Source organism: Mucilaginibacter terrenus (assembly GCF_003432065.1).
GTDB classification, from domain to species: Bacteria; Bacteroidota; Bacteroidia; order Sphingobacteriales; family Sphingobacteriaceae; genus Mucilaginibacter; species Mucilaginibacter terrenus.
The window spans coordinates 850,092-875,543 of record NZ_QWDE01000001.1; the positions used below are offsets into that span (position 1 = coordinate 850,092).

Annotated in this window: 21 protein-coding genes and 1 riboswitch; of the genes, 16 read left to right on the forward strand and 5 right to left on the reverse strand. The window is 42.9% G+C overall.

Features of this window, described 5'->3' with window-relative positions; all coding sequences use genetic code 11:
* Positions 1 to 35: 35 nt before the first annotated feature.
* Genes DYU05_RS03620 through DYU05_RS03630 form a run of 3 tightly spaced genes read left to right on the forward strand, consistent with a single transcriptional unit; the run spans position 36 to position 5,485 of the window.
* Positions 36 to 2,750, forward strand: a complete 2,715-nt coding sequence (locus tag DYU05_RS03620) for a putative LPS assembly protein LptD (protein WP_117381611.1) — start codon at positions 36 to 38, stop codon at positions 2,748 to 2,750.
* Positions 2,750 to 3,997, forward strand: coding sequence for a competence/damage-inducible protein A (locus DYU05_RS03625; protein WP_117381612.1), 1,248 nt, complete (start codon positions 2,750 to 2,752; stop codon positions 3,995 to 3,997). Before DYU05_RS03620 ends, DYU05_RS03625 begins: the two co-directional genes overlap by 1 nt.
* Positions 3,998 to 4,042: 45 nt before the next feature.
* On the forward strand, positions 4,043 to 5,485 hold the full coding sequence (locus tag DYU05_RS03630; RefSeq protein WP_117381613.1) for a dihydrolipoamide acetyltransferase family protein: 1,443 nt from the start codon (positions 4,043 to 4,045) through the stop codon (positions 5,483 to 5,485).
* A gap of 97 nt (positions 5,486 to 5,582) precedes the next feature.
* Here the strand turns inward: DYU05_RS03630 and DYU05_RS03635 are convergent, their stop codons facing one another.
* The 5 genes from DYU05_RS03635 to DYU05_RS03655 form a co-directional block, all read right to left on the reverse strand.
* Positions 5,583 to 6,794 carry a homoserine dehydrogenase gene (locus tag DYU05_RS03635; RefSeq protein ID WP_117381614.1) on the reverse strand — a complete coding sequence of 404 codons (1,212 nt, stop codon included), beginning with the start codon at positions 6,792 to 6,794 and terminating at the stop codon, positions 5,583 to 5,585.
* Positions 6,794 to 7,849 (reverse strand): homoserine O-acetyltransferase family protein, encoded by a 1,056-nt coding sequence (locus tag DYU05_RS03640; RefSeq protein ID WP_117382945.1) that lies wholly within the window; start codon positions 7,847 to 7,849, stop codon positions 6,794 to 6,796. The genes DYU05_RS03635 and DYU05_RS03640 overlap by 1 nt, the downstream gene beginning before the upstream one ends.
* 82 nt (positions 7,850 to 7,931) lie before the next feature.
* Complete coding sequence (locus DYU05_RS03645) at positions 7,932 to 9,245, reverse strand: O-acetylhomoserine aminocarboxypropyltransferase/cysteine synthase family protein (RefSeq protein ID WP_117381615.1); 1,314 nt, start codon at positions 9,243 to 9,245, stop codon at positions 7,932 to 7,934.
* 223 nt (positions 9,246 to 9,468) lie between these two features.
* Positions 9,469 to 9,578, reverse strand: a riboswitch (SAM riboswitch).
* 184 nt (positions 9,579 to 9,762) lie between these two features.
* Positions 9,763 to 10,302 (reverse strand): hypothetical protein, encoded by a 540-nt coding sequence (locus DYU05_RS03650; protein WP_117381616.1) that lies wholly within the window; start codon positions 10,300 to 10,302, stop codon positions 9,763 to 9,765.
* 115 nt (positions 10,303 to 10,417) lie between these two features.
* A complete protein-coding gene (locus tag DYU05_RS03655; RefSeq protein ID WP_117381617.1) occupies positions 10,418 to 11,533 on the reverse strand; it encodes a trans-sulfuration enzyme family protein in 1,116 nt (371 codons plus the stop codon).
* A 104-nt stretch (positions 11,534 to 11,637) separates the two neighbouring features.
* On the opposite strand from DYU05_RS03655, the gene DYU05_RS03660 reads away from it, so the two are divergent.
* The 13 genes from DYU05_RS03660 to DYU05_RS03720 all read left to right on the forward strand — a co-directional run bounded on the left by DYU05_RS03660 (position 11,638) and on the right by DYU05_RS03720 (position 25,262).
* The gene (locus DYU05_RS03660) at positions 11,638 to 12,162 is read left to right on the forward strand and encodes a hypothetical protein (protein ID WP_117381618.1); all 525 of its coding nucleotides are present in this window, start codon (positions 11,638 to 11,640) and stop codon (positions 12,160 to 12,162) included.
* Between the two features lie 277 nt (positions 12,163 to 12,439).
* Positions 12,440 to 13,633: an aminofutalosine synthase MqnE gene (gene mqnE / locus DYU05_RS03665; RefSeq protein ID WP_117381619.1), complete on the forward strand. Its 1,194-nt coding sequence runs from the start codon at positions 12,440 to 12,442 to the stop codon at positions 13,631 to 13,633.
* A gap of 68 nt (positions 13,634 to 13,701) precedes the next feature.
* A complete protein-coding gene (locus DYU05_RS03670; RefSeq protein WP_117381620.1) occupies positions 13,702 to 14,355 on the forward strand; it encodes a histidine phosphatase family protein in 654 nt (217 codons plus the stop codon).
* Positions 14,327 to 15,070 (forward strand): menaquinone biosynthetic enzyme MqnA/MqnD family protein, encoded by a 744-nt coding sequence (locus DYU05_RS03675; protein WP_117381621.1) that lies wholly within the window; start codon positions 14,327 to 14,329, stop codon positions 15,068 to 15,070. The genes DYU05_RS03670 and DYU05_RS03675 overlap by 29 nt, the downstream gene beginning before the upstream one ends.
* 137 nt (positions 15,071 to 15,207) lie before the next feature.
* Entirely contained in the window at positions 15,208 to 16,017 is an 810-nt protein-coding gene (locus DYU05_RS03680; protein ID WP_205771781.1) for an SDR family oxidoreductase, read from the forward strand.
* Positions 16,018 to 16,273: 256 nt separating this feature from the next.
* Positions 16,274 to 16,747, forward strand: coding sequence for a hypothetical protein (locus DYU05_RS03685; RefSeq protein ID WP_117381622.1), 474 nt, complete (start codon positions 16,274 to 16,276; stop codon positions 16,745 to 16,747).
* A 236-nt stretch (positions 16,748 to 16,983) separates the two neighbouring features.
* Positions 16,984 to 17,181, forward strand: coding sequence for a cold-shock protein (locus DYU05_RS03690; protein WP_117381623.1), 198 nt, complete (start codon positions 16,984 to 16,986; stop codon positions 17,179 to 17,181).
* Positions 17,182 to 17,302: 121 nt separating this feature from the next.
* Positions 17,303 to 18,571, forward strand: a complete 1,269-nt coding sequence (locus tag DYU05_RS03695; RefSeq protein WP_117382947.1) for an MFS transporter — start codon at positions 17,303 to 17,305, stop codon at positions 18,569 to 18,571.
* 134 nt (positions 18,572 to 18,705) lie between these two features.
* Positions 18,706 to 19,614, forward strand: a complete 909-nt coding sequence (gene hemF, locus DYU05_RS03700; protein WP_117381624.1) for an oxygen-dependent coproporphyrinogen oxidase — start codon at positions 18,706 to 18,708, stop codon at positions 19,612 to 19,614.
* Between the two features lies 1 nt (position 19,615).
* Positions 19,616 to 20,011 (forward strand): hypothetical protein, encoded by a 396-nt coding sequence (locus DYU05_RS03705; protein WP_117381625.1) that lies wholly within the window; start codon positions 19,616 to 19,618, stop codon positions 20,009 to 20,011.
* 175 nt (positions 20,012 to 20,186) lie between these two features.
* On the forward strand, positions 20,187 to 22,829 hold the full coding sequence (gene gyrA / locus DYU05_RS03710; protein WP_117381626.1) for a DNA gyrase subunit A: 2,643 nt from the start codon (positions 20,187 to 20,189) through the stop codon (positions 22,827 to 22,829).
* A 9-nt stretch (positions 22,830 to 22,838) separates the two neighbouring features.
* The gene (locus DYU05_RS03715) at positions 22,839 to 23,954 is read left to right on the forward strand and encodes a tetratricopeptide repeat protein (RefSeq protein WP_117381627.1); all 1,116 of its coding nucleotides are present in this window, start codon (positions 22,839 to 22,841) and stop codon (positions 23,952 to 23,954) included.
* 57 nt (positions 23,955 to 24,011) lie between these two features.
* Positions 24,012 to 25,262 (forward strand): tetratricopeptide repeat protein, encoded by a 1,251-nt coding sequence (locus DYU05_RS03720; RefSeq protein ID WP_117381628.1) that lies wholly within the window; start codon positions 24,012 to 24,014, stop codon positions 25,260 to 25,262.
* Positions 25,263 to 25,452 lie beyond the last annotated feature (190 nt).

Below are 25,452 nucleotides of genomic sequence, written 5' to 3' on the forward strand. Positions count from 1 at the left end.
AACTGTATCTGCAAAAATAATATTCAATATTAATTTTGAAATTTCTAAGCCTCTTTTTTCTGCTTGCGAGCCTGTTAACAGCAAACACGATAGCTGCTGCAAACAGTATTTCTATCAAAATTGCTCCTAAAGATACAATTATTAAGCTTGATACTATACGGGATCGCAAGCTCCTGAAGAAAAAACCAATTCAGAAAAGCACAGTTAAATCTTCTTCACGTAAGTCGGCCGGAGGCAGCGATACAACAGCAAAGGGCGGACTAAAGTCGATAATTAAAGCTACGGCGGAAGATTCGACACATACCGATCGTGTAAATCAGTTGTCTTACCTGTATGGTAAAGCCCACGTAACCTATGAAGATTTTGAACTCGACGCCGAGTACATCCGCATAGATGAAAAGAAGCATTTAATTTTCGCCAGGGGAGCTATTGATCCTAAAACAAAACGTTACGTAGGCCGTCCGCTATCTAAGCAAAAAGAAGAAAAGCCGGTAGCTTCTGACTCATTGTTGTTTAATTATGACAGTAAGAAGGGGAAGATTTGGAACCCTGCCACTACACAGGATGGTAACTATATTTCCGGTGGTCAGGCTAAGCGCATAAGCGAAGATGAAGTTGCTTACCGAAACGTTATTTTTAGTACCTGTGAGCTGCCGTTTCCAGATACTCACTTTGGTATTGTAATCACAAAGGGTATAGGCCAAAAGAACCGTATAATATCTGGTCCTGCTTACCTGGAGATAGAGGGCGTACCATTGCCGCTGGCTGTGCCTTTTGGCTTTTTTCCGAAACCAAATTCACGCTCCTCCGGGTTGATATTGCCAACTTTTGGGGAAGACCAGCGGTTAGGTTTCTACCTACGCAACCTGGGTTACTATAAAGCCATAAATGACAACGTTGACGCTACGTTAATGGGCTCTATTTATTCCAAAGGATCTTATGAGCTAAGCCTTAACTCAAGATATCTTAAACGTTATAAATACGGCGGTAACCTTACTTTGAGTTACGGTTCGCACAACTATGGTTTAGTAGGCGATCCTCCACGTAAAGATTTCAACATCAATTGGTCTCACTCACAGGATCCTAATGCACATCCGGGTACAACCTTCAGTGCATCAGTGAACGCCGGAACATCAAGCTATTACCAGAACAATCCCGGTCAAAATAACTATAACCTCGAAGCGCTAACTCAAAACAACCTTCGGTCAAGTATCACTTATGGCAAGACCTGGGCCGGTACCCCATTTAACTTAAACGTTAGCTTAGGCCATTCTCAGGATTTAACAAAAAAACAAGTTACGTTAGAATTACCCACTTTCAGCTTTAACATGGCTACTATTAGCCCGTTTGATCCTAAAGACCGTGTCGGGGAGCAAAAATGGTATCAGAAGATAAATGTAGGTTATAGTCTTGTTGGTACTAACAAGTTGAACGCCGTTCCAGAATCTGAGCTATTTACCAAAGAAACGCTCACCCGCCGTTTACAAAACGGGTTCCAGCACCAGGTACCTATATCATTAAACCTTAACATTTTGAAATACTTCCAGTTTAACACCGGCGGTAGTTATACGGAACGCTGGTATTTTCAAACTATTAGAAAAAGTTACGATCGTGGTAGTATTAACGGCCAATTGATACCGATAACTGATACGGTTGGGGGCTTTGCCCGCGCTGGCGAATACAACTTAAATGCTGGTGTGTCTACCAAGGTTTACAGCACCATCCAGTTTAGAAAAGGTAATATAAAAGCCATACGCACCACTACCACACCACAAATTAGTTTTAACTATCGTCCCGACTATGGCGACCCAAGTTACGGGTACTACCGTACTGCTGTGAGCACTGCATCGGTACCATACCCTTACACAGCGCAGCGTTACTCTATTTTTGAGCAGTCGGTATATGGCGGGCCATCAATAGGAAAGCAGGCCGGTATTGGTTTTTCACTGGATAATACAATAGAGGCAAAAGTAAAGGCGAAAAGTACCGACACATCTGGCGTTGACCGGAAAATACCAATACTGCAAGGTTTAACATTTTCTACGTTTTACAACTTTGCGGCAGACTCATTGAAGCTTTCCACCATCAACATGTCCGGTCACACATCTATACTTAACCAGAAAGTCAATATCAATTTTAGCGGCCTGTTTGATCCTTACCAAACCCTCGTGAGAGATTCTATATCAAACGGTGTAAAGCAAAACTATGTTCGCCGTGTAAACAAGCTTCGTTTCAGCGACGGTAAATTCCCGCTGCTTCAAAACTTTAATCTTTCCATGAGCGCAAGCTTAAACCCATCAACGTTTCGACCAAAGCAGCGCACCGATAATACAATAGCAAACATGACGCCCGATCAGGAACAACGCCTGGCAATGATCAACAGCGACCCGGGTGCTTATATCGACTTTAATGTTCCGTGGAATTTATCCATCAACTATTCATTTAACTTTCAAAACAATATCATCAACAGTTCGTCTAGCAATACGGTTATGCTAAGCGGCGATGTAAGCCTTACTCAAAAATGGAAAGTTCAGTACAATACGAGTTATGATATCAGGGCAGGCAAGTTAAGTAGCGCAACTTCTTTCGCCATTTATCGCGACTTACATTGCTGGGATTTATCGATACAGTGGCTGCCTTTTGGCTTTTACAAGTCGTACAACGTAACGTTGAAAGTTAAAGCATCTATCTTGCAGGATTTGAAACTGAGTAAACGAAACGACTACACCAATAATCAATCTTTTAACTAATGCTGGCAGAGATCATAACCATAGGTGACGAAATATTAATTGGCCAGATAGTAGATACCAACTCTGCATGGATGGCCGAAAAGCTAAATCAGGCTGGTATTAGAGTAAAGCAGATATCATCTGTTTCGGATGACCGCTTACATATTCTAAAAGCGCTGGAAGAAGCTGCCAGCCGCGCGGAAATTATCCTGATAACAGGTGGACTAGGGCCAACTAAAGATGATATTACCAAGAAAACTCTTGCAGAATACTTCAATGTAGGCATGGTGCAAAACGAAGCCGCGTTACAAAACGTGCAACAAATCTTTGCCAAGTACAATCGCCCTTTGCTCGACGTGAACCGGAAACAGGCAGAAGTGCCGGCCAACTGCGAAGTTATCTTAAACAAGAATGGTACAGCTCCGGGAATGTGGTTTAATCACAACGGGAAAATTTACGTATCGATGCCGGGCGTTCCCTTTGAAATGAAGTACATGGTAGAAGAAGAGGTTATGCCTAAGCTCAAGGACACCTTTAAACTACCTTTTATTATCCACAAGACCATTTTAACTGCTGGCGAAGGAGAATCGTTCCTGGCCGAGAAAATTGCTGATATAGAAGATGCTTTGCCGCCGAACATTAAACTTGCATACTTGCCAAAGTTAGGGCAGGTGAGGTTACGCTTGAGTGCCGATGGCGATGACGAGGTGCAATTACGTGCAGAAATAGAAGATTATGCCGCTAGGATTATTGAACGTGTTAAGTATGCTGTGGTTGCAGATGAGGATGTTGCTTTGGAAAAGGCAATTTTAAATTTGATGACTAAGAGGAGATTAACGCTTTCAACCGCCGAAAGCTGTACAGGCGGCTATATATCCCACCTTATTACACAACACTCTGGTTCATCAGCGGTGTTTTTAGGGGGTGTTGTGTCTTACTCTAACATGGCTAAGGAAAATACCCTCGGGGTAAACAGTGAGACCATAAGGCAATACGGCGCAGTTAGTGAGCAAACGGTTAAAGAAATGGCAGCGGGTTCGCTGACGGCCTTTAAGTCCGATTATTCTGTTGCTGTAACAGGCATTGCCGGTCCTGATGGTGGCACTGACGATAAGCCAGTGGGTACAGTTTGGATAGCAGTGTCCAATGGCGCAAAAACATCAGCAAAGAAATTCACATTCGGCAATAAACGTATTCAAAACATTGAAAGAAGTGCTACAGCTGCATTTTCGATGTTGAATACTTTACTGCACGAAATTGAAGAATAATGTTATAAATTCTATAATTTTGACCACTTGAAGTAAAGTCTGCGTATGGCCAAATACCAATTGTTACTGCCGAAAATGGGGGAAAGCGTTGCGGAAGCAACGGTAATCAAATGGACTAAAAGTCTGGGGGATTACATCGAGATTGATGAAGCAGTGATGGAAATTGCGACCGACAAGGTCGATTCTGAAGTGCCATCTCCTGTGGCGGGCAAACTAGTTGAACAGCTTTACAAGGAAGATGATGTAGTACAGGTAGGTGCGGCCATTGCCGTTATTGAAACCGACCCTGGCAATGAGGAAGAACCTACTTCGGCACAACAAGCACCTGTTGCAGTTACACCTCCGCCATCTACGCCTCAGGAGGCAAAAGCAGAGGACGACTCGGTGGTATCAGACATACCTGGGTTAAGTCAGCTAGAAAGAAATAAGAGCAATGCTGCTGAAGCAGAAGTACCGAAAGCATCAGCCGGCAAGTTTGAAAATCGATTTTATTCTCCGCTGGTAAAAAGTATAGCACTACAGGAAGGAATTAATACTGCCGAACTTGACAGTATACCAGGCACTGGCGCTGAAGGTCGCCTGACCAAAGACGATCTGCTAAAATATTTAGAACACAGAACGGCTGGTAGTTCACCCAAACCAGCTGCACAGCCAAAGCCTGTTGAACAGGGCACCCCGGCGCAAATACAAGAACCTGAGCAAGCTAAAGCTGCTACTAACCAGCAAGCAGCGGTGGAAGGAGCAAAGCCAGCGTCTAAACCTGCTGTATCTGTATCAGGTGGCGATGAAATAATAGAGATGGACCGTATGCGTAAGTTGATAGCTGACCATATGGTTTACAGCAAGCATACATCGCCGCATGTAACCTCCTTTGTGGAAGTTGACGTTACAGAATTAGTAGAGTGGCGCGATAAGGTAAAGGGGCCATTTGAAAAACGTGAAGGACAAAAACTCACCCTAACACCAATTTTTATAGAAGCGGTAGTAAAAGCGATCATTGATATGCCGATGATCAATATTTCTGTAAGCGGAACACAAATCATTAAGAAAAAGAATATAAACATCAGCATGGCTACAGCTTTGCCAAATGGCAATTTGATTGTACCGGTTATAAAAAGGGCTGATGAACTGAGTTTACTTGGTCTGGCAAAATCTGTAAACGACTTGGCAAACCGAGCACGTATTGGCAAGCTTTTACCTGATGATGTGAAGGATGGCACCTTTACAATTACTAACGTAGGTACTTTTGGCAACGTAATGGGCACACCTATTATCAATCAGCCGCAAGTAGCAATTTTAGCTGTTGGTGCTATTAAAAAGAAACCTGCCGTTATTGAAACACCACAAGGTGATGCGATTGGAATAAGACATATGATGTTCTTGTCCTTGTCCTACGACCACCGCGTTGTAGACGGCATGTTAGGCGGAAGGTTTGTCAGAAAAGTGGGGGATTACCTGGAGAAATGGGACATCAACCGAACGATATAGTTAATTAAATGTGATTTCTTGCTAAAAACAAAAGGCCCAATTTGGGCCTTTTGTTTTTAATCGTCCGGAGTATCTACTAAAAACTCCGTTCTCATATTTATGCCGAGGCTAAGCTGACCCCTGTTAGCTGATCGGCAAAGGCAACGAATGCCTTGTTATCCGATATACGCTGTTGATTGTCTATTAGTTTTTGCAAGTTGATTTTTCCTGTGACAAATTTATAATCACCTGAATAGAAGCGTTCTTTTATATGAATAAATGCAAGCGCGTTAACCAATTCTTCATCTTCATAACGCAGATAAATGTTTAACTCTACATTGTTTGTAAAGTTTAAGTCGCGTACAGCTTTTGCTTTTTTGTATTCGTAAGCATAATCGTAACGCAGTGCTGCAATGTCTGACAACACAGCCGAGCCGGTTGGGTGCCCCCCTGCGCCTTTGCCGAAAAAGAATTGCTGGTCGGCAAATGCGGCTTGTACAGTAACACCATTATATTCGTATTCCACGTTATAGAGAAACTCGCTTTCGGTAACAAATTTTGGCAATACAAACATTGCTACATGCCGTGCATCGAGCTCCTTAGCAACTGGTACCAATTTTATCTTCAGATTTTTCTCCCGCGCGTACTGGATGTCGTTAGCAGAAAGGTTTTGTATCCCTATGTTAAGCACATCTTTAGGGTCTACAATAACACCATAAGCATGCGAAGCTGCAATAATGAGCTTGAATTTAGCATCAAAGCCACCAACGTCCATCGTCGGGTCGGTCTCAGCAAAGCCAAGTTCTTGTGCCTGCTTTAGTGCCGAATCATAATCCAGATTCTCCAAAAAGCCCTTAGAAAGGATGTAATTAGATGAACCATTGAAAATGCCGCTGATGGAGTGCAGCAATTCGTTGTCGTAGTATTCTTCAAGGTTGCGGATGATTGGTATACTACCGCAAACTGCACCTTCATAAAGCAGGGACGTACCATGCTTATGTTGAAGTTCAATAAGCTCGTTCAGGTAAGTAGCAATCATTTTTTTACTTGCAGAAACCACGTTCTTACCAGAACTAAGTGCACGCGAAACAATTTCAAATGCTGCTTCGGTATCGTTTATCAACTCTACAATTGTATTTATCTCGGGGTTATTAAGTATCTCGTCACGGTCGGTTGTGAATAGCTCTTCCGGAAGCGTACGCTGTTTATTTGGATCTTTTATAGCGATCTTAACAATTTCGAGGTTGAGGTTTTTGGTACGGATAATATCATATAGTCCCTGGCCTACAACTCCGAAGCCGAAGAGGCCAATATTTAATTTCTTACTCATTAAGCTATCTTTTGCAATTCTATTATTTTTCCTTTAACGTCTGTCTTAAAAAAGGACGTAATTATTTTTGTTAGTAGTTCTGTTTCAATTAAAAATCCATCGTGGCCATAAAAAGAATCCAGCTCAGCAAAAGCCGACTTTGGAATATGCCTGAATAGATGTTGCTGCTCTTCTATAGGAAACAACACGTCGGTTTTGATGCCTATGACCAAAGTTCGGGCTTTTATCAGGCTCAGCGCTTTCTCCACACTACCTCGGCCACGACCAACATTGTGCGAATCCATGGCTTTGGTAAGATACCAGTAGCTATATGCATTAAAGCGATTCACAAGTTTTTGTCCCTGGTAGTTTTGATAAGATGATGCTTTAAAGTCACTTAAAAGCGCGCTATCGTCTTCCTGCTGGGTAATGTCGTAAGTTTTGTAACCACGGTAGGATAGGAGTGCTATACTGCGTGCGGCTTTCAAGCCCTTAGCACCACCATCTGGCGCTCCGGCGTAGAAAGTACGATCAGCAGTAATTGCCAAACGTTGTGATTCGTTAAAAGCAATACCCCACGGCGAGTGGCGTGCGTTGGTAGCAATGAGTATCAAATTTTTTATGCGTTCAGGCTCACTTATGCTCCACTCCATAGCTTGCTGCCCTCCAAGCGAACCGCCTATCAGTATCTCAATAGCTGATATTTCCAGGTAATCTGCAAGGAGTTGATGCGCTCTCGCCAGATCTCGAGTGGTAAATTCAGGAAAAGCAAGGTAATAAGGCTGACCTGTTATCGGGTTTATGGTAAGCGGGTTATCAGAGCCATAAGGTGAACCAATAATGTTTGCACATACCACAAGGTGCTCATCGGGGTTAAAGTGGTCATTGTCGCCAAACAGCCCTTTCCACCAGTCAAATACGTCAGAGTTTGCAGTTAAAGCGTGGCATACCCATATTACGTTATCAGCATTTTTGTTTAAAGTACCGTAGGTATGATAGCCTATTTGCAGGCCCTTTAACTTGCGGCCATTTTCAAATTCAAATGTGCCTGTGTATTTAAAAGTTTGTAAACTCATTTCTTTTTTATCGTTACCGCGGGAGCAACTTATTTGGTTGCTCCCTGATAACATCACTTAAAAACTAAAAAAACTAAAATCGTTATGCCAGTTCAGGTTGCTCTATTTTAGCAAATGCCTGTTCAAAATCTGCCTTTATATCATCAATATGTTCTATTCCCACAGCTACCCTAAGCCCTGCCGGTGTTACACCAGCTGCGGCTTGCTCGGCTTCGCTTAGTTGTTGGTGAGTTGTAGCCGATGGCTGAATAATTAATGTTTTAGCATCGCCTACGTTGGCTAAGTGGCTTACAAGCTTAAGGTTGTCGATTACTTTGGAAGCAAGCTCTTTATCACCTTTGATTTCAAATGAAAGTACGGCGCCAAAACCATTTTTAAGATATTTTTTCGCCAATGTGTGTTGAGGTGATGACTCCAGACCTGGATAGTTGACTTTGGCAACCAGCGGATGTTGCTCCAGCCACTTAGCGAGTTCCAGGGCATTGTCTACGTGACGCTGCACACGTAAAGAAAGCGTCTCCAATCCTTGTATATTAAGCCAGGCGTTAAAAGGGGATTGTGACGGACCGAAATCTCTCAATCCCTCTACGCGAGCTCTGATAATAAACTGTATGTTTCCAAAAGGACCGTTAACACCAAATACATCAGCAAACACCAAACCATGATAACCTTCTGCAGGTTCGGTAAACTGCGAGAATTTGCCATTACCCCAATTGTAGTTGCCGCCGTCTACAATAGCGCCTCCGATGCTGGTACCATGGCCGTTAATCCACTTAGTGGTCGATTCTACAACTACGTGTGCGCCATGCTGCAACGGACGAAACAGGTAGCCGCCCGCTCCGAATGTATTATCGACTATAAGTGGTAACTCGTGTTTGTTTGCCAGGCCGCTAACCTTCTCAAAGTCAGGGATGTTAAATCCCGGGTTGCCGATAGTTTCTGCGTAAATTGCTTTTGTTTTATCATCTATGTGCTTTTCTAAAGCCTCAGCAGTGTCGCTTTCGGCAAACCTAACTTCTATCCCAAGGCGTTTAAAAGCAACTTTGAATTGATTATAAGTACCACCATAAAGAAAAGGAGAAGTAACAAAGTTATCACCAGCCTGCAAGATATTATTCAAAGCTATAAATTGTGCAGCTTGACCTGACGCGGTAGCCAAAGCAGCAACACCACCTTCTAAAGCTGCAATGCGTTTTTCAAACACATCAGTCGTCGGGTTCATCAAACGGGTATAAATATTCCCAAATTCCTTTAAGGCAAAGAGGTTTGCACCATGCTCGGCACTGTTAAATACGTAAGAGCTTGTTTGGTAAAGGGGGACAGCACGCGCACCTGTAGTGGCATCAACTTCCTGTCCGGCATGAAGTTGTAAGGTTTCGAATTTTAAGCTTGACATGTTCTGTAGATTTTAAGGATTTTGTTGAAATATTACGATTGAGGCGTCAGGATAAGGTATCCTGCTGTTCACGTTTCTTCAGAAACAAAAGGGACGTGTGTTTACCGGCTAGCAGCAGCAACACATACAAATACAGCCATTTATATGGTTGTATGCAGAACGGTTAACCGTTTGTGATTGCTGATTATTGTGCTGGAAGTGGATCGTACTTTTCATGATTAAAAATTTATATCCCCCGGGGTTATTTTCCGGGACAGGAATTGGCACCTTCTCCATTCCGGAGGGTTGCCAGCGGTTCTTTGAGCCTGATCTCTCGCCGCTTCTTTATAAACCAAAATCCTTTTGAGGGAATTGATCAAGGTATCGCTACCAAATAATGTTCCAAATATAGGGCGATATAATTTTACTATCCAAATAATATTTCAATTTTATTGTCATATCATAAATATCACTTACCTGCACATGGCTCAATGATAGTCAAGTTTTAGTTACCGATAGAAGCAGTAGAACTAAATTATTATCTTCTTAATGCGAAATTATATGCCAACCGCAGACCTACTATCCCCCTGGTATCGCCTGGATTGGTCCGCAACTTAATTGCATCTGCTCTAAGGCTTATTTCGATGTTTTTCTTGTTATTGATTGTCGGCTCATAAGCTAAAGCGAACGACGGGGAAACTCCTGCAACTATGTCATCGCTGCCAGTTACGATATATCCCATGGCACCCGGTTTAACGCTGATGCAATTAGAGATATAGTACTTTAAGGTCAACCCACCGTATAAGATATCGGCTTTGCGGGTAATGTAAATGGCATTGTTAATTGTGTAGGTATGGTTTGTTTCAGCATTAAGTCGTTCGTACCCAATGGCGGGTACAAGCCCCAATTTATCATTTAAACGAATACTGCCCTGAGCTATAGCGCCCCATCCAATTTTAAACCCTGCAGCTAAAGGCTGATTTACGCCTGCACCCAAGCCGAACGAGCTCTTCATTTGAGCGGATGCTACGGTATACATTAACACCGATAAAACACCAGTTATAATAGTAATTTTCATGCTTCAAACTTGTTTACTAAAAGTCAATCAGGTATTAACATGCTATAAACATTTGGTGAATTTGCGTTGTGTTGAATAGATAAATAGCGCGTAGCAACTGTTTAACATACCGCCATTAACCTAAAGCTTGCTCCAGATCAGCAATAAGGTCATCTATATGCTCAAGTCCTGGAGATACTCTCAACAAGTTAAAAGGAGTCTTGGTATCAGGACCTTCAACGGATGCACGGTGTTCTATCAAGCTTTCCACACCACCAAGGCTGGTAGCCTGGGTGAACAGTTTAAGGCTGTTTATCACTCTACACGCTTGTTGTTCGCCACCACTCACGGTAAAAGAGAACATTGCCCCAAATGCACTCATTTGCCCTTTTGCTATTGCATGTTGGGGGTGAGAGGGTAATCCTGGATACAATACCTGTTCTACTTTCGGGTGCTTTTTTAAATAAGCTGTAAGCAGTTGCGCATTTGCAACATGCCCGCGAACACGGTAAGGCAATGTTTTTATGCTGCGAGTTAGATAGTAACAATCCATAGGCGAGGGGATAGCGCCACCCATGGTTTGTACGTTGCGTATTTTCGCCCACCATTCGTTCTTCTCTGCGGTAATCAGCGCGCCGCCCATTAGATCGCTATGCCCGCCGAAATATTTTGTTGTGGAATGCATCACCAGATCAGCGCCCAAGGAAAGTGGTTGTTGACAAACCGGTGTTGCAAAAGTGTTGTCACAAACCACCTTAATGCCGCGTTCTTTAGCTATCGCTACAGCTTGTTTAATATCCGTAACCTTTAAGAGCGGGTTAGATGGCGTTTCCAACCATATGACACCGGTATTTGCTTTTATGTGCGACCTCAACACCCCAGCATCATTCACGTCTACGAAATCAAACTCCAGTATACCTGCAAATAAGGCTTTGAGCTGATTGCGAAGCCCGTGATACATATCATCCGGTGCGATGATGTGTGTGCCTGGTTGCAGCGCCTGAAACACCGACATTCCCGCTGCGTTACCGGAAGAAAAAGCTGCAGCCTCTACACCGCCCTCCAGTTTTGCTATTACGTTCTCCAGAAAAGCGCGGTTTGGGTTTGATGCGCGGCTATACATGTGGCCGCTGGGGTAACCACCATCTTCGCCGCGCTGAAATGTAGTAGCCATAACTATGGGCTGTACTACAGCTCGTGATGTTTCATCTATATGGTTTCCGGCGTGTATCGCTATAGTTTCCAGTTTCATATTCCGTAATTTATGCTGCCAAATTAAAAAGAAATATTCGGCAATGTTGTAGCGTTATTCATATCCTCAACGTAATTACCTCAAGACATCAAAACCCTAAACTGATGAAATACCTTTACACAATTGTACTATTGACAATATTGGGCCTTTCTGCCTGCAAAAAAGAAGGCATCAACACAAATCTGGATCAAAGTCTCGAGGCATGGTCAGATTTTAAGTCCTCATCTAATAATACCTACTCTTATATTGCATATTTCGGCTCTTGGACAGGTTTCCATGCAGAAACGAAGCTGACAGTTGTCAACGGTAAGGTAACTATTCGCAAATATAAATCAGGTCATTACAAGCCAAATACAAACGAGTTGGTCGCCGAAAACAGCTGGACGGAAAGCGGCGCTACACTAAACACCCATGCCGACGGCCACCCTCTACTCACCATAGATGAAGTGTATACTAAAGCGAAGCGGGAGTGGCTTAGTGTTGACAAAAAGCAGAACGAGATCTACTTCGAAGCTGAAAACAACGGTATAATTTCATCTGCCGGCTATGTGCCCAAAAACTGTGCTGACGATTGTTTTACCGGTATCAAAATTAAAGAAATCAAGGTGTTTGTGAAAGAGATCAAGTAGGTGCATAGGACCGTTTTGCGGTTCCAAAACCTTCAATTTCCACACTTTTTAGTAGAAGAAAAAAGCTATTGGAGAAAACGCTGCAAGGAGATGCATTGAAATCAGCAGTTAGTGAAAACTACTATGATTTTCTTAGTTGTAATGATCCTAAATCTGCGAGACCTAATCCGATTTGGTAAACTGACCGTCATTTTAGATGTTCAAACACCTGGTAGGGTAAATTGACTTTGCCCCATACCCACGCTTTTTGCTACATTTGCCTAAATTATTTTGTTAAATGGAAGCACCAGAAGCCCTCCAGGTTTTGATAAACAACCCGCAGCTTTCACCCGAACTTAAGGCCATCGCTCAAAAGGTTCTTCAAAAAGAACGCATAACTTTTAACGATGGCGTGCTGCTTTACCAAACAGCAGAACTCGGTTACCTTGGCGTTTTAGCCAACTACATACGCGAACAAAAACACGGCGATAAAACTTACTTTAACCGCAACTTCCACATCGAACCAACAAATTTGTGCGTGTACGATTGTAAGTTCTGCTCTTACTCGCGACTAATAAAACAGCGTGGCGAAGGATGGGAGTACACCATGGAAGAAATGCTGGACATCGTAAAGAAATACGATGATCAACCGGTTACGGAGGTGCACATAGTAGGCGGCGTATTGCCCCAATATGATGTTCCCTTTTATGCCGAACTATTTAGCCGGATCAAGGCTCACCGTCCGGATTTGCACGTAAAAGCGCTTACTCCTGTAGAATACCACTATATATTCAAGAAAGCCAAACTGGACTATGCTACCGGCATGAAACTGATGAAGGATGCCGGGCTAGAATCAATGCCAGGTGGAGGAGCAGAGATATTTCACCCGGAGGTACGTGAAAAGATCGCTAAAGATAAATGTACCGGCGACCAGTGGCTGGCTATACACGAGGAATGGCACAAGCTGGGCATGCGTTCAAACGCCACCATGCTTTACGGCCATATAGAAGAATACTGGCACCGGGTTGACCACATGGAGCGCCTGCGCGAACTTCAGGACCGTACCGGCGGCTTTCAAACGTTTATCCCGTTGAAGTTCCGCAACCAGGATAACCAAATGAGCAACGTGCCGGAATCCACAGTAGTGGAAGATCTGCGCAACTACGCCATAGCCCGTATTTACCTGGATAATTTTGACCATGTAAAAGCATACTGGGCCATGATAAGCCGAACAACGGCACAGCTTTCGCTTAATTTTGGTGTGGATGACATTGACGGCACACTCGACGATACCACCAAAATATATTCTATGGCAGGTGCAGAGGAGCAACACCCGGCCATGAGCACCAGGCAATTGGTAGAGCTGATAAAAAATGCAGGACGTCACCCGATAGAACGGGATACGCTGTACAACGTAGTAACTGACTATAAAGATCATCAGTTTGAGGAACAGGAAAAACCCCGCTACTACAAACTGCCGGTAATTAATTAAGCTAAAAGCAGAAAGAATAAAGCTTAAAGTGGAATAGTCCTGAAGCTTGGCTCTCTGCATCTAACAAAATGATAAAGACGCTATACATAGTACGCCACGGTCAAACCGAACTTAACAAACAAGGTATAGTACAAGGGCGCGGGCGCGATACCGATCTTAACGAGGAGGGCCGGGCCCAGGCGCAGCAGTTTTATGATGCTTACAAAAATGTACCGTTTGATAAGATCTACATTTCTAAGCTTAAACGCACCCAACAAAGCATACAACCCTTTATTGATGCCGGAATCCCTTACGAAAAACTGGAGGGACTGGACGAATTGGCTTGGGGTAAATATGAAGGGCAGCCTGCCACGCCCGAAACCAAAGGTGCTTTTCTAGAGTTAATGCGGTCTTGGGTGAGCGGCGACCTCGATGTGAAATTTGAAGGTGGCGAAAGCCCTAATGAAGTGGAGGTACGCCAGCGTGAAGCGTTAGGAATTATAATGAGCCATCCTGAAGAAAAAAACGTGTTGATATGTATGCACGGCCGTGCTTTACGTTTGCTGCTATGTGTACTTACCGGCAAGCCGCTTACCGAGATGGACAGCTTCCCTCATCAGAACCTTGTGCTTTACAAGATTGGATTCGACGGTGAAAGATACGAGATCATCGATTTCAACAACGCTCAACATTTAAAGAATCCAGAACAGATACGTGAGAAAGATCAGAATATCCGCCGTTAGTTACACCAACACCAAACCCTTTTTATACGGACTACAGCGCTCGGCAATAATGGACAGGATAGACCTGAGCCTGGACATGCCGTCAGACTGCGCTCAAAAACTAATTGACGACGAAGCCGATATTGGCCTTATACCTGTAGCGGCTACACTCAGCCTGCCACAATGGGAAATTGTTTCGGCTTACTGTATAGGCGCGGTTGGCCCGGTGAACTCCGTATTCATCTTCAGCAACTGCGACATCAGGGAAGCAACACGTGTTCAGTTAGACCCGCAATCACGCAGTTCCAATAACCTGGCAAAAGTGCTGTTGAAGAACTATTGGAAAGTAACACCAGAACTGATGATAGATGCCGCTGACTATGCGGCGCCAACTGATGAGCGTACCGCCTTCGTACAGATTGGCGACCGTACCTTTGGCAAAACAGACAAATACCCGTTTGTATATGACCTTGCCGAAGAGTGGCAGAAGTTTACAGGCTTGCCGATGGTATTTGCTGCCTGGATAGCCAACAAGCCTATTCCGGACGATTTCATGGAAGAGTTTGATAAGGCGCTAAAGTATGGTCTTGACCATCGTAAAGAGCTTTTGCAGGAGCTCCCAAAGCGTATAGATTTCGACCTGGAAGACTACCTCATGCACCGACTGGACTTTGATCTTACCGAAGATAAAAAGAAAGCTTTACACCTATTTTTAGATTATATAAAGGCGTTGTAAGTACCTCCAACCTAAATTGGTACTTACCACGTTTTAAGGTTTTGATAGTTTATTGACCCAACTTCTATTAAGAAGGGTAATTCTGCAAATATTTAAAACCATATTTACTTAAAGGCATTCCCTTTTAAAAGGTAAATATGATCTCAAATACAACTCTCAAAAATCAGGTTGCCGTTGTTACCGGTGCAGATAGCGGCATTGGTAAAGGCATAGCTATTGCCCTGGCGGCAGCAGGCGCAAAAGTATTGGTTAACTACGTTCATAATCAAAAATCTGCAAACGAAGTTTTAGCGCAAATTGAGAAAGCTGGCGGGGAAGCTTTCGTCTTTCAGGCTGATGTAAGCCAGGAACCAGAGGTAATGAAAATGTTTGCTGCTGCAAAAGATAAATACGGCAATATAGATATACTGGTAAATAATGCCGGTTTGCAGAAGGACGCCAAGCTGGTAGATATGACACTTGACGAATGGGATAAGGTTATTAGTGTGAACCTAACAGGCCAGTTCCTGTGCGCTAGGGAGGCTGCCCGCGAGTTTATAAAAAAGGGCGTGGTAGAAGGGGTGAGCAAAGCAGCAGGAAAGATCATATGCATGAGCAGCGTTCATGAGGTTATACCGTGGGCTGGCCACGTAAACTATGCAGCCAGCAAAGGGGGTATAAGCCTTATGATGAAGAGCATGGCGCAGGAACTTGCCCCACATAAAATAAGGGTGGTGGGGATTGGCCCGGGCGCTATACAAACACCGATAAATAAGGAGGCTTGGGATACACCAGAAGCACTCAATAAATTATTGGAACTAATACCTTATGGCCGTATAGGCAAGCCGGAAGATATTGGAAATCTTGCTGTTTGGCTCGCTTCAGACCAGTCAGACTACATTACAGGCACCACTATATTCATGGACGGCGGGATGACTTTATATCCCGGCTTTGCAGATAATGGTTGAGAATGACCATTTATGTCATTTAAACGTCATAATCATCCATGCAACTTGTATCAAAATCTACTTAGTGTACATTATACAATAACCAACACATGTTTTCATTAACATATTGTAAAATATACACTAAGTATTCACCCAATTTTTTAAAAATATCTTTTTATAGACTATCCGTTATGAAAATATCTTAAAAATTGCTCTTAATTTGGAAATTCTTCAACACCGCTTTAAATTTGTTGCAGAAATTAAAAAGTAAAGACATATGAAAAAGATATTTTTAACCATCGCAACTGCTGCACTGTTCACCGTTAATTCATTCGCTGCTAACACTGCTGCTACCACTAACGAAGGCGATAACGCAACTTACGCTGCCGTTACTAAATTCAACACCGATTTTGTTAAAGCTGAAAACGTGACCTGGAAAGTTACAGGTAACTTCCAAAAAGCTACTTTCACTATCGACGGTAATCAAATGTCGGCTTTCTACAGCCTGCGTGGCGAATTGCTTGGTACAACACAAACTGTACAATACAAAGCTCTTCCAGAAAAAGCTAAAAAAGAAATCGCAGCTAAATACGAAGGCTACTTTGCTAAAGAAGTAATCAAATACGAAACCGGCGAAGATAACAGCTTTGAGAACACAGTATACTTTGTTGACCTTAAGAAAGGTACCGACGAGTTCTTGTTGAAAGTTACTCCATCATCAAATGTAGCTTTCTTCCAGGCTGTAAAATAATCCTGAAATCCACAAAATTGTTATAGGCAAAGGCCGCTCTTTACAGGGCGGCTTTTGTTGTTTAAATGCCTAATTTACATTTTCTTAACGCCCGGAAAATATTTTACTTGGATATTAATAATTTTATATATTTGATGTAGATAGTTGTACATTCCATACTTGATCTATAAACCATTATACTCAGTTGAATTACTTACTGATCATTTAACAAAATTTAATCCATTAATTTATTATTTATGAAAACTGGAAAAGTAAAATGGTTTAACACACAAAAAGGCTATGGCTTTATAGTTACTGAAGATGGTAAGGACCTGTTTGTACACTTCAAAGATGTGCAGGGCGGTGTTAACGCAATTAAAGACAACGATACTGTAGAGTATGATGTTGAGGACGGCAGAAAAGGATTGCAGGCTGTAAACGTTAAAAAAGTTTAACCAGACATAATTTAAATATAAAAGCCCCTGCATGCAGCAGGGGCTTTTTTGTGCAGAAAAATTAGGCTGCATTATCAGCAATATCTACATTAGCCAAACCAATATTTTCTTTGTTGACATTATGACGCAAGCTCCTTCAGCAAAAATCACCAAAAACGCTGTTTTCCTGGTTATAGTAGCCTCGCTGGGTTACTTTGTAGATATATATGACCTGCTGGTGTTTGCCATCGTACGCAAAGCCAGCTTTCATGATATCGGTATCCCCGACGCAGACATGCGGGTACAGGGAGAATTCGTGATCAACTGCCAAATGTTCGGTCTATTATTGGGTGGTATTTTGTGGGGCATAATAGGTGATAAGTACGGCCGCATAAAAGTGCTGTTCGGGTCTATACTGCTCTACTCTGTTGCTAACTTCGCAAACGGCTTTGTACACGACATTAATACATATGCTATTATCCGCTTTATAGCAGGCATTGGCCTGGCAGGTGAACTGGGTGCAGGCATTACGCTGGTAAGCGAAACTTTAAGTAAAGAGAACCGTGGCTACGGAACCATGATAGTGGCAGTGGTAGGTTTGTTTGGCGCCACAGCTGCAAACCTGGCAGCTAAGCACGGCTGGCAAAATGCCTACTTTATCGGCGGTGGTCTAGGCGTACTATTATTGCTGCTGCGTATAGGTACGTTTGAATCGGGCATGTACAAAAATGTGGCGGACAGCAAAGTATCTAAAGGGAATATGCTTATGCTATTTACCGATAGAAAACGCTTCTTTAAATACCTGAATTGTATACTCATTGGTATGCCATTGTGGTTTGTGGTGGGCATACTCATCACCCAATCACCGGAATTTGGCCGTGAGCTTGGCGCTAAGGAACCGCTAAATGCCGGAGATGGTATCATGTATTCTTACATCGGTATTTCCATAGGTGACCTTTTTGCAGGTGTATTTGCACAGCTAACACGCTCGCGCAGGCTTACTATGCTGGTGTTTCAGGTGCTTTCTTTAATCAGTGTTATCCTTTATCTTAACGCTTACGGCATTACCGAAAAACAATTTATCTGGCTGTGTTTGTTCATGGGCTTCTCCGTAGGGTACTGGGCAACGTTTGTCACCATCGCTTCCGAGCAGTTCGGCACCAACATTCGGTCTACAGTCACTACAACTGTGCCCAACTTTGTTCGTGGCGCGCTTATTCCCATAACTCTAATCTTCGAATGGTTTGTGCGGTACTTTACCGCACATGGCGGTAAAGATTCCAGCATTATCAAGGCAGGGTACGTAATGATGTTCATCGTAACAGCTATTGCATTATTCTCTCTGAGTCGCCTTAAAGAGAGCTTTGGTAAGGATCTGAATTACGTTGAGGACGAAGCAGGGACTATCTAGTTCTTGTTAAACTAGTCGCTAGTGAATAGCTCAACCAAATTCTTTTTTGATTATCGGCTAAATAGTTTACAACTTTGCCTACTTGACATTGTTTGTATAAGATCAGCTATCCGGTTGATCATAACTAACCTCATATGCCTACTAAAGAGCAAATAGCCGAAGATTACCGCCGAATTCAGGACGAAATATGTGCAGCACTTGAAGCTGCCGACGGACTGGCAAAGTTTGAAGAAGAACTTTGGGAGCGGGAAGGTGGAGGTGGCGGCCGCACAAGGGTTATACAAAACGGAAACGTTCTGGAAAAGGGTGGGGTTAATTTTTCGGCAGTTGAAGGTAAGCTGCCAGCCTCGGTACAAAAGGCGCTTAACGTACCGCATGATAACTTTTTTGCCACAGGGGTATCAATTGTAATACATCCCAACCACCCGTTGGTGCCCATTATTCATATGAACATCAGGTATTTTGAAATGCCCGCCGAAGACGGCGACGCACCTGTGAGATGGTTTGGCGGCGGAATAGACCTTACACCACACTACGTGTTTGATGAAGATGCGCGTTTTTTCCACCAGCAGTTAAAGGACGTATGCGATAGGTTTAATACGGAGTTCTACCACAGATTTAAAGTTTGGGCAGATGATTACTTCTTTATAAAACACCGGGACGAAACACGTGGCATAGGTGGAATTTTCTACGACAGACTTACGGCAAGTGACGAACTAAGTTGGGAAACGATTTTTGAGTTCTCGAAAGCGCTTGGCCGGTCGTTTATCCCTACGTATGTCGAGCTGATAAATCGTAACCGCAGCAAGCCGTTTACTCCGGCGCAGCAGCAATGGCAATACCTGCGGAGAGGACGTTATGTGGAGTTTAATCTGGTGTATGATGCCGGTACTAAGTTCGGGCTGGAAACTAACGGGCGAATAGAATCAATATTGATGAGTTTACCGCCAACATCTAAGTGGCCGTATAACTATCAAGCTGAAGAAGGCAGCGAAGAAGCAAGAACGTTATCGTTATTAAAAAAGGGTATTAATTGGATATAATATGATCAAAAGGTTATCATTGGTATTTGTGATTTTTTTTTCGCTATCCTTCACAACTATTAAATCCTTCAAAGGCACTTACGAATATGCCGGAGGTATATACAACGGTAAACCCGAAAAAGCCTCGACCGAATATAAATTACTGCGTGTGTATGGCAAGGCCGATTACCAGGGTACATTTATAGCACCCGGTGAGGACACTATCATATACGAGAAGGGCGACTATAAGCTATTACCCGACACCTGCCTGGAAACACAAACATTTAGTTCACAGCCTTCTAAATGGCTTAACACCACACTTCGTTATCAATATAAAATAAGCCATGACACGCTTGCCTTCAGCGGTAAATTACCCAATGGCACAACGGTATTGGAATACTGGAAAAAAGTAAAGTAGCTGCATATTGTTCCGCTGGGCTTTTAATCATGTTTTAAGTATAAACAGGTGGATAAAACAACCGATTGTTAGCAAAAAGTTGCCCCTGCAAGCATATTAATTCTTACCTTCGCAGGTCGTGTAAAAACATCTATTATTAGCGACTTACTAATTATATTTCTCACTTAGAAACACAATGGCTGAAGAGACAGAAAACGATAGCGCTCACAGAGAAGACAGGATAATTTCGATAAACATTGATGAGGAAATGCGATCAGCTTACATCGATTATTCGATGTCGGTTATCGTATCAAGGGCGCTGCCCGATGTGCGCGACGGTTTAAAACCCGTGCACAGGCGTGTACTTTACGGCATGCTTGATCTGGGGCTTAGTAATAATAAACCGTATAAGAAATCTGCCCGTATAGTGGGAGAGGTACTTGGTAAGTACCACCCGCATGGCGATACATCTGTTTATGATGCCATGGTGCGTATGGCGCAGGACTGGAGCCTCAGGTATCCGTTTGTAGAAGGACAGGGCAACTACGGTTCTATAGACGGCGACGAACCAGCGGCAATGCGTTACACCGAGGCAAGGCTCGAGAAGATTGCCGAAGAAATGCTTGCCGACATCAATAAAGATACTATTGATTTCCAGCTGAACTTTGACGATTCATTGCAAGAGCCAACGGTTTTGCCAGCCAAGTTCCCTAACCTGCTGGTAAACGGCGCTTCGGGTATTGCGGTAGGTATGGCCACCAATATGGCGCCGCACAATCTTTCTGAGGTTATTGATGCAACTGTAGCGCTTATAGACAACCGTCAGATAGAGATCAGCGAATTGCTTAAGTACGTAAAAGGTCCAGATTTTCCTACAGGTGGTATCATCTACGGTTTTGAAGGCCCTCGTCAGGCTTTGGAAACAGGCCGGGGCCGTGTAGTTATCCGCGCCCGTGCCGAAATAGAAACCTACAACGGCGATCGCGAACGCATCATTGTTTCTGAAGTGCCTTACCAGGTTAACAAGGCGCTGATGATTGAGCGTACTGCCGAACTGGTTAACGAAAAGAAAATAGAAGGTATATCAGCCATTCGCGATGAAAGTAACCGCGAAGGTATACGGGTGGTTTACGAGATTAAGCGCGATGCTAACGCAGCCATCGTTCTTAACAACCTTTATAAATACACAGCGCTGCAAACATCTTTCAGCGTAAACAACATTGCGCTTGTGGGCGGCAGGCCAATGCTGCTTAACCTTAAAGATCTTATACACCACTTTGTCGAGCACCGCCATGAGGTAGTTATCCGCCGGACCAAGTATGAGCTTTCTGAAGCTGAGAAGCGTGCCCACATCCTGGAAGGTTTGCTTATAGCGCTAGATCATATAGAAGAGGTTATCCGCCTTATTCGTGCATCATCTACGCCTGATGAAGCCCGAGAGGGTTTGATATCAAACTTTGGTTTAAGCGATATACAGGCACGAGCCATTCTTGACATGACCTTAAGAAGGTTAACCGGACTGGAGCGTGATAAAATCCGTGACGAGTACGATGCGCTGATGAAAACTATTGATTATTTGAAATCAATACTTGCTGATGAAGGTTTACGTATGCAGATCATCAAAGATGAGCTGCTGGAGATAAAAGAAAAGTATGGCGACGAACGTAAGACCGAAATAGTGCACTCGTCTGCAGAAATGCAAACAGAAGACTTTATTGAGGATGAGGACGTTGTAATTACCATCTCACGTGAAGGATATATCAAACGTACTTCCCTTACCGAGTACCGCAGACAAGGCAGGGGCGGTAAAGGCGCTATAGGAAGCAACAGCCGCGATGCTGACTTTATAGAACACTTGTTAATAGCATCTAACCACAATTACATGCTGTTCTTCACTGAGGCAGGTCGTTGTTTCTGGCTTAGGGTATTCGAAATTCCTGAAGGTACACGTACCTCTAAGGGTCGTGCCATCCAGAACATTATCAACATACCAAAAGAGGAGAACATCAAGGCTTATATTAAGCTGAAGAGCCTTAAAGATCAGGATTACCTGGAAAATAACTTTATTATCATGTGTACTACTAAGGGCGTTATCAAGAAAACGTCTTTGGAGGCCTATTCACGCCCACGTGCCAATGGTATAAACGCCATCAACATTAACGAGGGCGATTCTTTACTAGAGGCAACACTTACCACCGGCAGCAGCGAAATTGTTATGGCACTGCAATCTGGCAGGGCAATACGCTTCAATGAGTCTACCGTAAGGCCTATGGGCCGCACCGCAACAGGTGTGCGTGGCATAAGCTTAGATAGCGACAACGACGTTGTTGTAGGTATGATAGCCATTGATGATAAAGAGACTACCGTGTTGGTGGTATCTGAAAAAGGTTATGGAAAACGTACTGATATTGAAGATTACCGCGTTACTAACCGTGGTGGTAAGGGTGTACGTACCTTAAACATAACTGAAAAAACCGGAAACCTTGTAGCCATAAAAGGTGTTACAGATAAGGAAGACCTGATGATCATTAACAAATCAGGTATCATTATCCGTATAGCTATGAATGAGCTGCGTGTTATGGGCCGTGCAACGCAAGGGGTAAGGCTAATAACATTAAAGGATAACGACGCAATAGCATCAGTTGCTAAAATAGAACACAGCGAGGAAGAAGCTTTAGAAGAGGCAATAGTAGCTGAGGCAGAAATGGATAAAGAAATAGCTTTGGAAACAGATGCCGATATTGAAGCAGGTACAGAAGATCTGCCTATTCGCCCGGATACAGAAATCGATACAGGCGAAGAAGGAGAGGAGCCGGCCGACGATTCAACAGAACAATAATAATTTACTATGCAGCATACCCGTAAAATAGGTTTACTGATAATTGTAGGGTTGTTTATTACTTCTTTTGCTTCTGCACAATCAGAAGCGTTAAAGGTTGTAGTAAACAACCTTGCTTTTTATAAACAGAAGAACGACCTGCAATTTTTAGCACGAGCGAAAAAATCAGCAGATAGTTTGATTGTAACGCGGTCAGACTCTAACGATCTGGACAAGAACATGTACAGGCTTATCGTTAATTCAAGTATCCTGTACATTGATTCTCTTAACAAGCTTAATCAGCCGGAGAACTTCCTGGATCAAACATCGGCTTTACTGGAAAAACTTGCGGCACGACAAAAAGCCTATAAATTTCAGCCAGAGATTGATTATTCAAAACGTTGCCTAACAAACGTTTACATACGGCGTGGGTTTCAATACAGCAGCAGCAATGATTTTGCAAAAGCAACTGCCGCTTTCCAGAAAGCAAAGGCCTACTCGCCGGATCACAAACGTATAAACGCCTACATTGCATTTGCCAGCAACAAGCAGGGAAATTTACAGGAAGCAGCAAAAAACATCACTAATTTATTAAATAGTGACAGCACAAGGATAGAGTATATAACCGCCGCCTCAGCAATTTATAAATCCATGGGTGATACTGCAAAGGCGCTTCAAGTCATTAAAAGAGGAAGGCGATTGCTGCCTAATGATAAGCAGTTGCTACAGGACGAGGCCAATATTTACAACAACAAAAAAGATTATCGCTCGTTAGAACCGTTGTTAATTCAACTTATAGAGAACAACCCTGCTAACGCAGAAATAACATTTGTGGCGGCAAATTGCTATGACAGACTAAACCAGTATGATAAGGCAGAGTCTCTATACTTAAGAGCTATTGAGTTAAATGGTGCTGCATATGAGCCTGTTTTTAATTTAGGCTTGCTGTACCTGAAAAAGAGCGAAGTAAAAACTGATACCGACGGCAGAAATATAACAAACGCAATACTTTGGCTGGAAAAAGCTAATGAGATGGTGCCCAGAGATAAAAAGTGCCTGGAAGTACTTCAATTAGCCTATGCAAAAACCGGCAATCAAACACAGCTGGACAATATTTCAGAACGTTTAAAACAAGTAACCAACTAGGATGAAGAGGAGAGGAGCTCCGACGTTCATCGCAACTTAAATACAAAAACAGAAAGTATGAAAATTAAATTTTTAATGGCCGGCCTTTTAGGTGTTATGTCGATGACTGCCTTTGCGCAAAAAGACGTAAAGACAGCTCAAAGTGAGTTTGACAAATACCAAGGGCTGTTTCAAATACAGCCTGCTGTAGCGAAAACCAGCCTTACTAATGCTAAAACAGCCATTGATAAAGCTGCCGCTGATGCTAAAACTTCCAATTTGGCACAAACGCAAGCGTTGAAAGGTGCTATTTATGGCACATTAGCAGATCTTGATAGCACTTCAACATCTGCGCAACTGTTTTCAACTGCTGAAGAAGCATTGAAGAAAGCTAAAACACTGGATGCAAAAGGTGAATACAAAAAGGTGATTGAAGATGGTGAAATAGCCTTGTCGCGCCAGCAATTTAATGCAGGAGTAAAAGCTTACCAAAGCAAGAGCTATGGTGATGCCTATAAAGCATTCGATTATTATCGTAACCTTCGCCCGGATGATACCACTGCGTTGCTTTATACAGGCCTTGCAGCCTACAATGGTCAAAACTACCCGGCGGCCATCAGCAATTTTAGTAAATTGGTGACTACTAAATACTCTGGCGGGGAGACAATTTATGACGAGGTGCTATCAAACGCTTACCTCTTCAATAAAGATACTGTAGGTGCTCTTAAAGCTGTGAGCGAAGGTGTTGCTAAATATCCTAACAGTGCAAAATTGCGCAAAAAAGAAATTGAGATTAGCCTGCAGAGCGGTAAGTCGAAAGAAGTACTTGACAAAGTATTGGCTGCAATTAACAATGATCCCAAAAATGCTTCGCTTTATTACTATGCTGGTTTAGTTTATTCGCAAACAGCGGACGGAGCTGCTGCTAAAGCTAAAGCTACAAAGGTTGCTGCAGATAAAGCAGCAGCAAACGCTACCAAAACTGAAAGCTATACAAAAGCTGCTGATATGTATAAAAAGGCGTTAGCTATTGATCCTAACTACTTTGAAGCCAATTTAAATTTAGGTTATGTATTGTTAGCTCCTGCAATTGAGACGTTTAATGCGGCTAATAACTTACCAGGAAATGCAGCATCACAAAAGCAATACGACGGATTAATGGCCAAAGCTAGTGGCCAGTTTGACGTCGCGAAACCGTATTTGGTTAAAGCAGTGGAACTACAGCCGAAAAATCCCGATGCGTTAGCTAACCTTATTACTTATTATAAAGGCAAAAAAGACGATGCTAATGTTGCTAAGTACAACAAGTTATTAAATGAACTTAAATAAACATTCTCTAACTAGAAAAGGCCACCTCGCAAGGGTGGCTTTTTTGTTTATCAAACCCGGCAAGTAACTAGTCAGAAAGGACAAGATTTTACTTATATTACTTAACATAATGTTAATTATGTGATAATATATTTGAGTGGTTTTTTCTATTTTAAATTCAACAATTCCGGACTAATTATATAATGATATC

Bases quoted from the DNA above. Each gene is read 5' to 3' on its own strand.
- DYU05_RS03625 (WP_117381612.1), top strand. From the start codon at position 2,750: ATGCTGGCAGAGATCATAACCATAGGTGACGAAATATTAATTGGCCAG.
- DYU05_RS03630 (WP_117381613.1), top strand. From the start codon at position 4,043: ATGGCCAAATACCAATTGTTACTGCCGAAAATGGGGGAAAGCGTTGCG.
- DYU05_RS03635 (WP_117381614.1), bottom strand. From the start codon at position 6,794: ATGAGTAAGAAATTAAATATTGGCCTCTTCGGCTTCGGAGTTGTAGGC.
- DYU05_RS03640 (WP_117382945.1), bottom strand. From the start codon at position 7,849: ATGAGTTTACAAACTTTTAAATACACAGGCACATTTGAATTTGAAAAT.
- DYU05_RS03645 (WP_117381615.1), bottom strand. From the start codon at position 9,245: ATGTCAAGCTTAAAATTCGAAACCTTACAACTTCATGCCGGACAGGAA.
- DYU05_RS03650 (WP_117381616.1), bottom strand. From the start codon at position 10,302: ATGAAAATTACTATTATAACTGGTGTTTTATCGGTGTTAATGTATACC.
- DYU05_RS03655 (WP_117381617.1), bottom strand. From the start codon at position 11,533: ATGAAACTGGAAACTATAGCGATACACGCCGGAAACCATATAGATGAA.
- DYU05_RS03660 (WP_117381618.1), top strand. From the start codon at position 11,638: ATGAAATACCTTTACACAATTGTACTATTGACAATATTGGGCCTTTCT.
- mqnE (WP_117381619.1), top strand. From the start codon at position 12,440: ATGGAAGCACCAGAAGCCCTCCAGGTTTTGATAAACAACCCGCAGCTT.
- DYU05_RS03670 (WP_117381620.1), top strand. From the start codon at position 13,702: ATGATAAAGACGCTATACATAGTACGCCACGGTCAAACCGAACTTAAC.
- DYU05_RS03680 (WP_205771781.1), top strand. From the start codon at position 15,208: ATGATCTCAAATACAACTCTCAAAAATCAGGTTGCCGTTGTTACCGGT.
- DYU05_RS03685 (WP_117381622.1), top strand. From the start codon at position 16,274: ATGAAAAAGATATTTTTAACCATCGCAACTGCTGCACTGTTCACCGTT.
- DYU05_RS03690 (WP_117381623.1), top strand. From the start codon at position 16,984: ATGAAAACTGGAAAAGTAAAATGGTTTAACACACAAAAAGGCTATGGC.
- DYU05_RS03695 (WP_117382947.1), top strand. From the start codon at position 17,303: ATGACGCAAGCTCCTTCAGCAAAAATCACCAAAAACGCTGTTTTCCTG.
- hemF (WP_117381624.1), top strand. From the start codon at position 18,706: ATGCCTACTAAAGAGCAAATAGCCGAAGATTACCGCCGAATTCAGGAC.
- DYU05_RS03705 (WP_117381625.1), top strand. From the start codon at position 19,616: ATGATCAAAAGGTTATCATTGGTATTTGTGATTTTTTTTTCGCTATCC.
- gyrA (WP_117381626.1), top strand. From the start codon at position 20,187: ATGGCTGAAGAGACAGAAAACGATAGCGCTCACAGAGAAGACAGGATA.
- DYU05_RS03715 (WP_117381627.1), top strand. From the start codon at position 22,839: ATGCAGCATACCCGTAAAATAGGTTTACTGATAATTGTAGGGTTGTTT.
- DYU05_RS03720 (WP_117381628.1), top strand. From the start codon at position 24,012: ATGAAAATTAAATTTTTAATGGCCGGCCTTTTAGGTGTTATGTCGATG.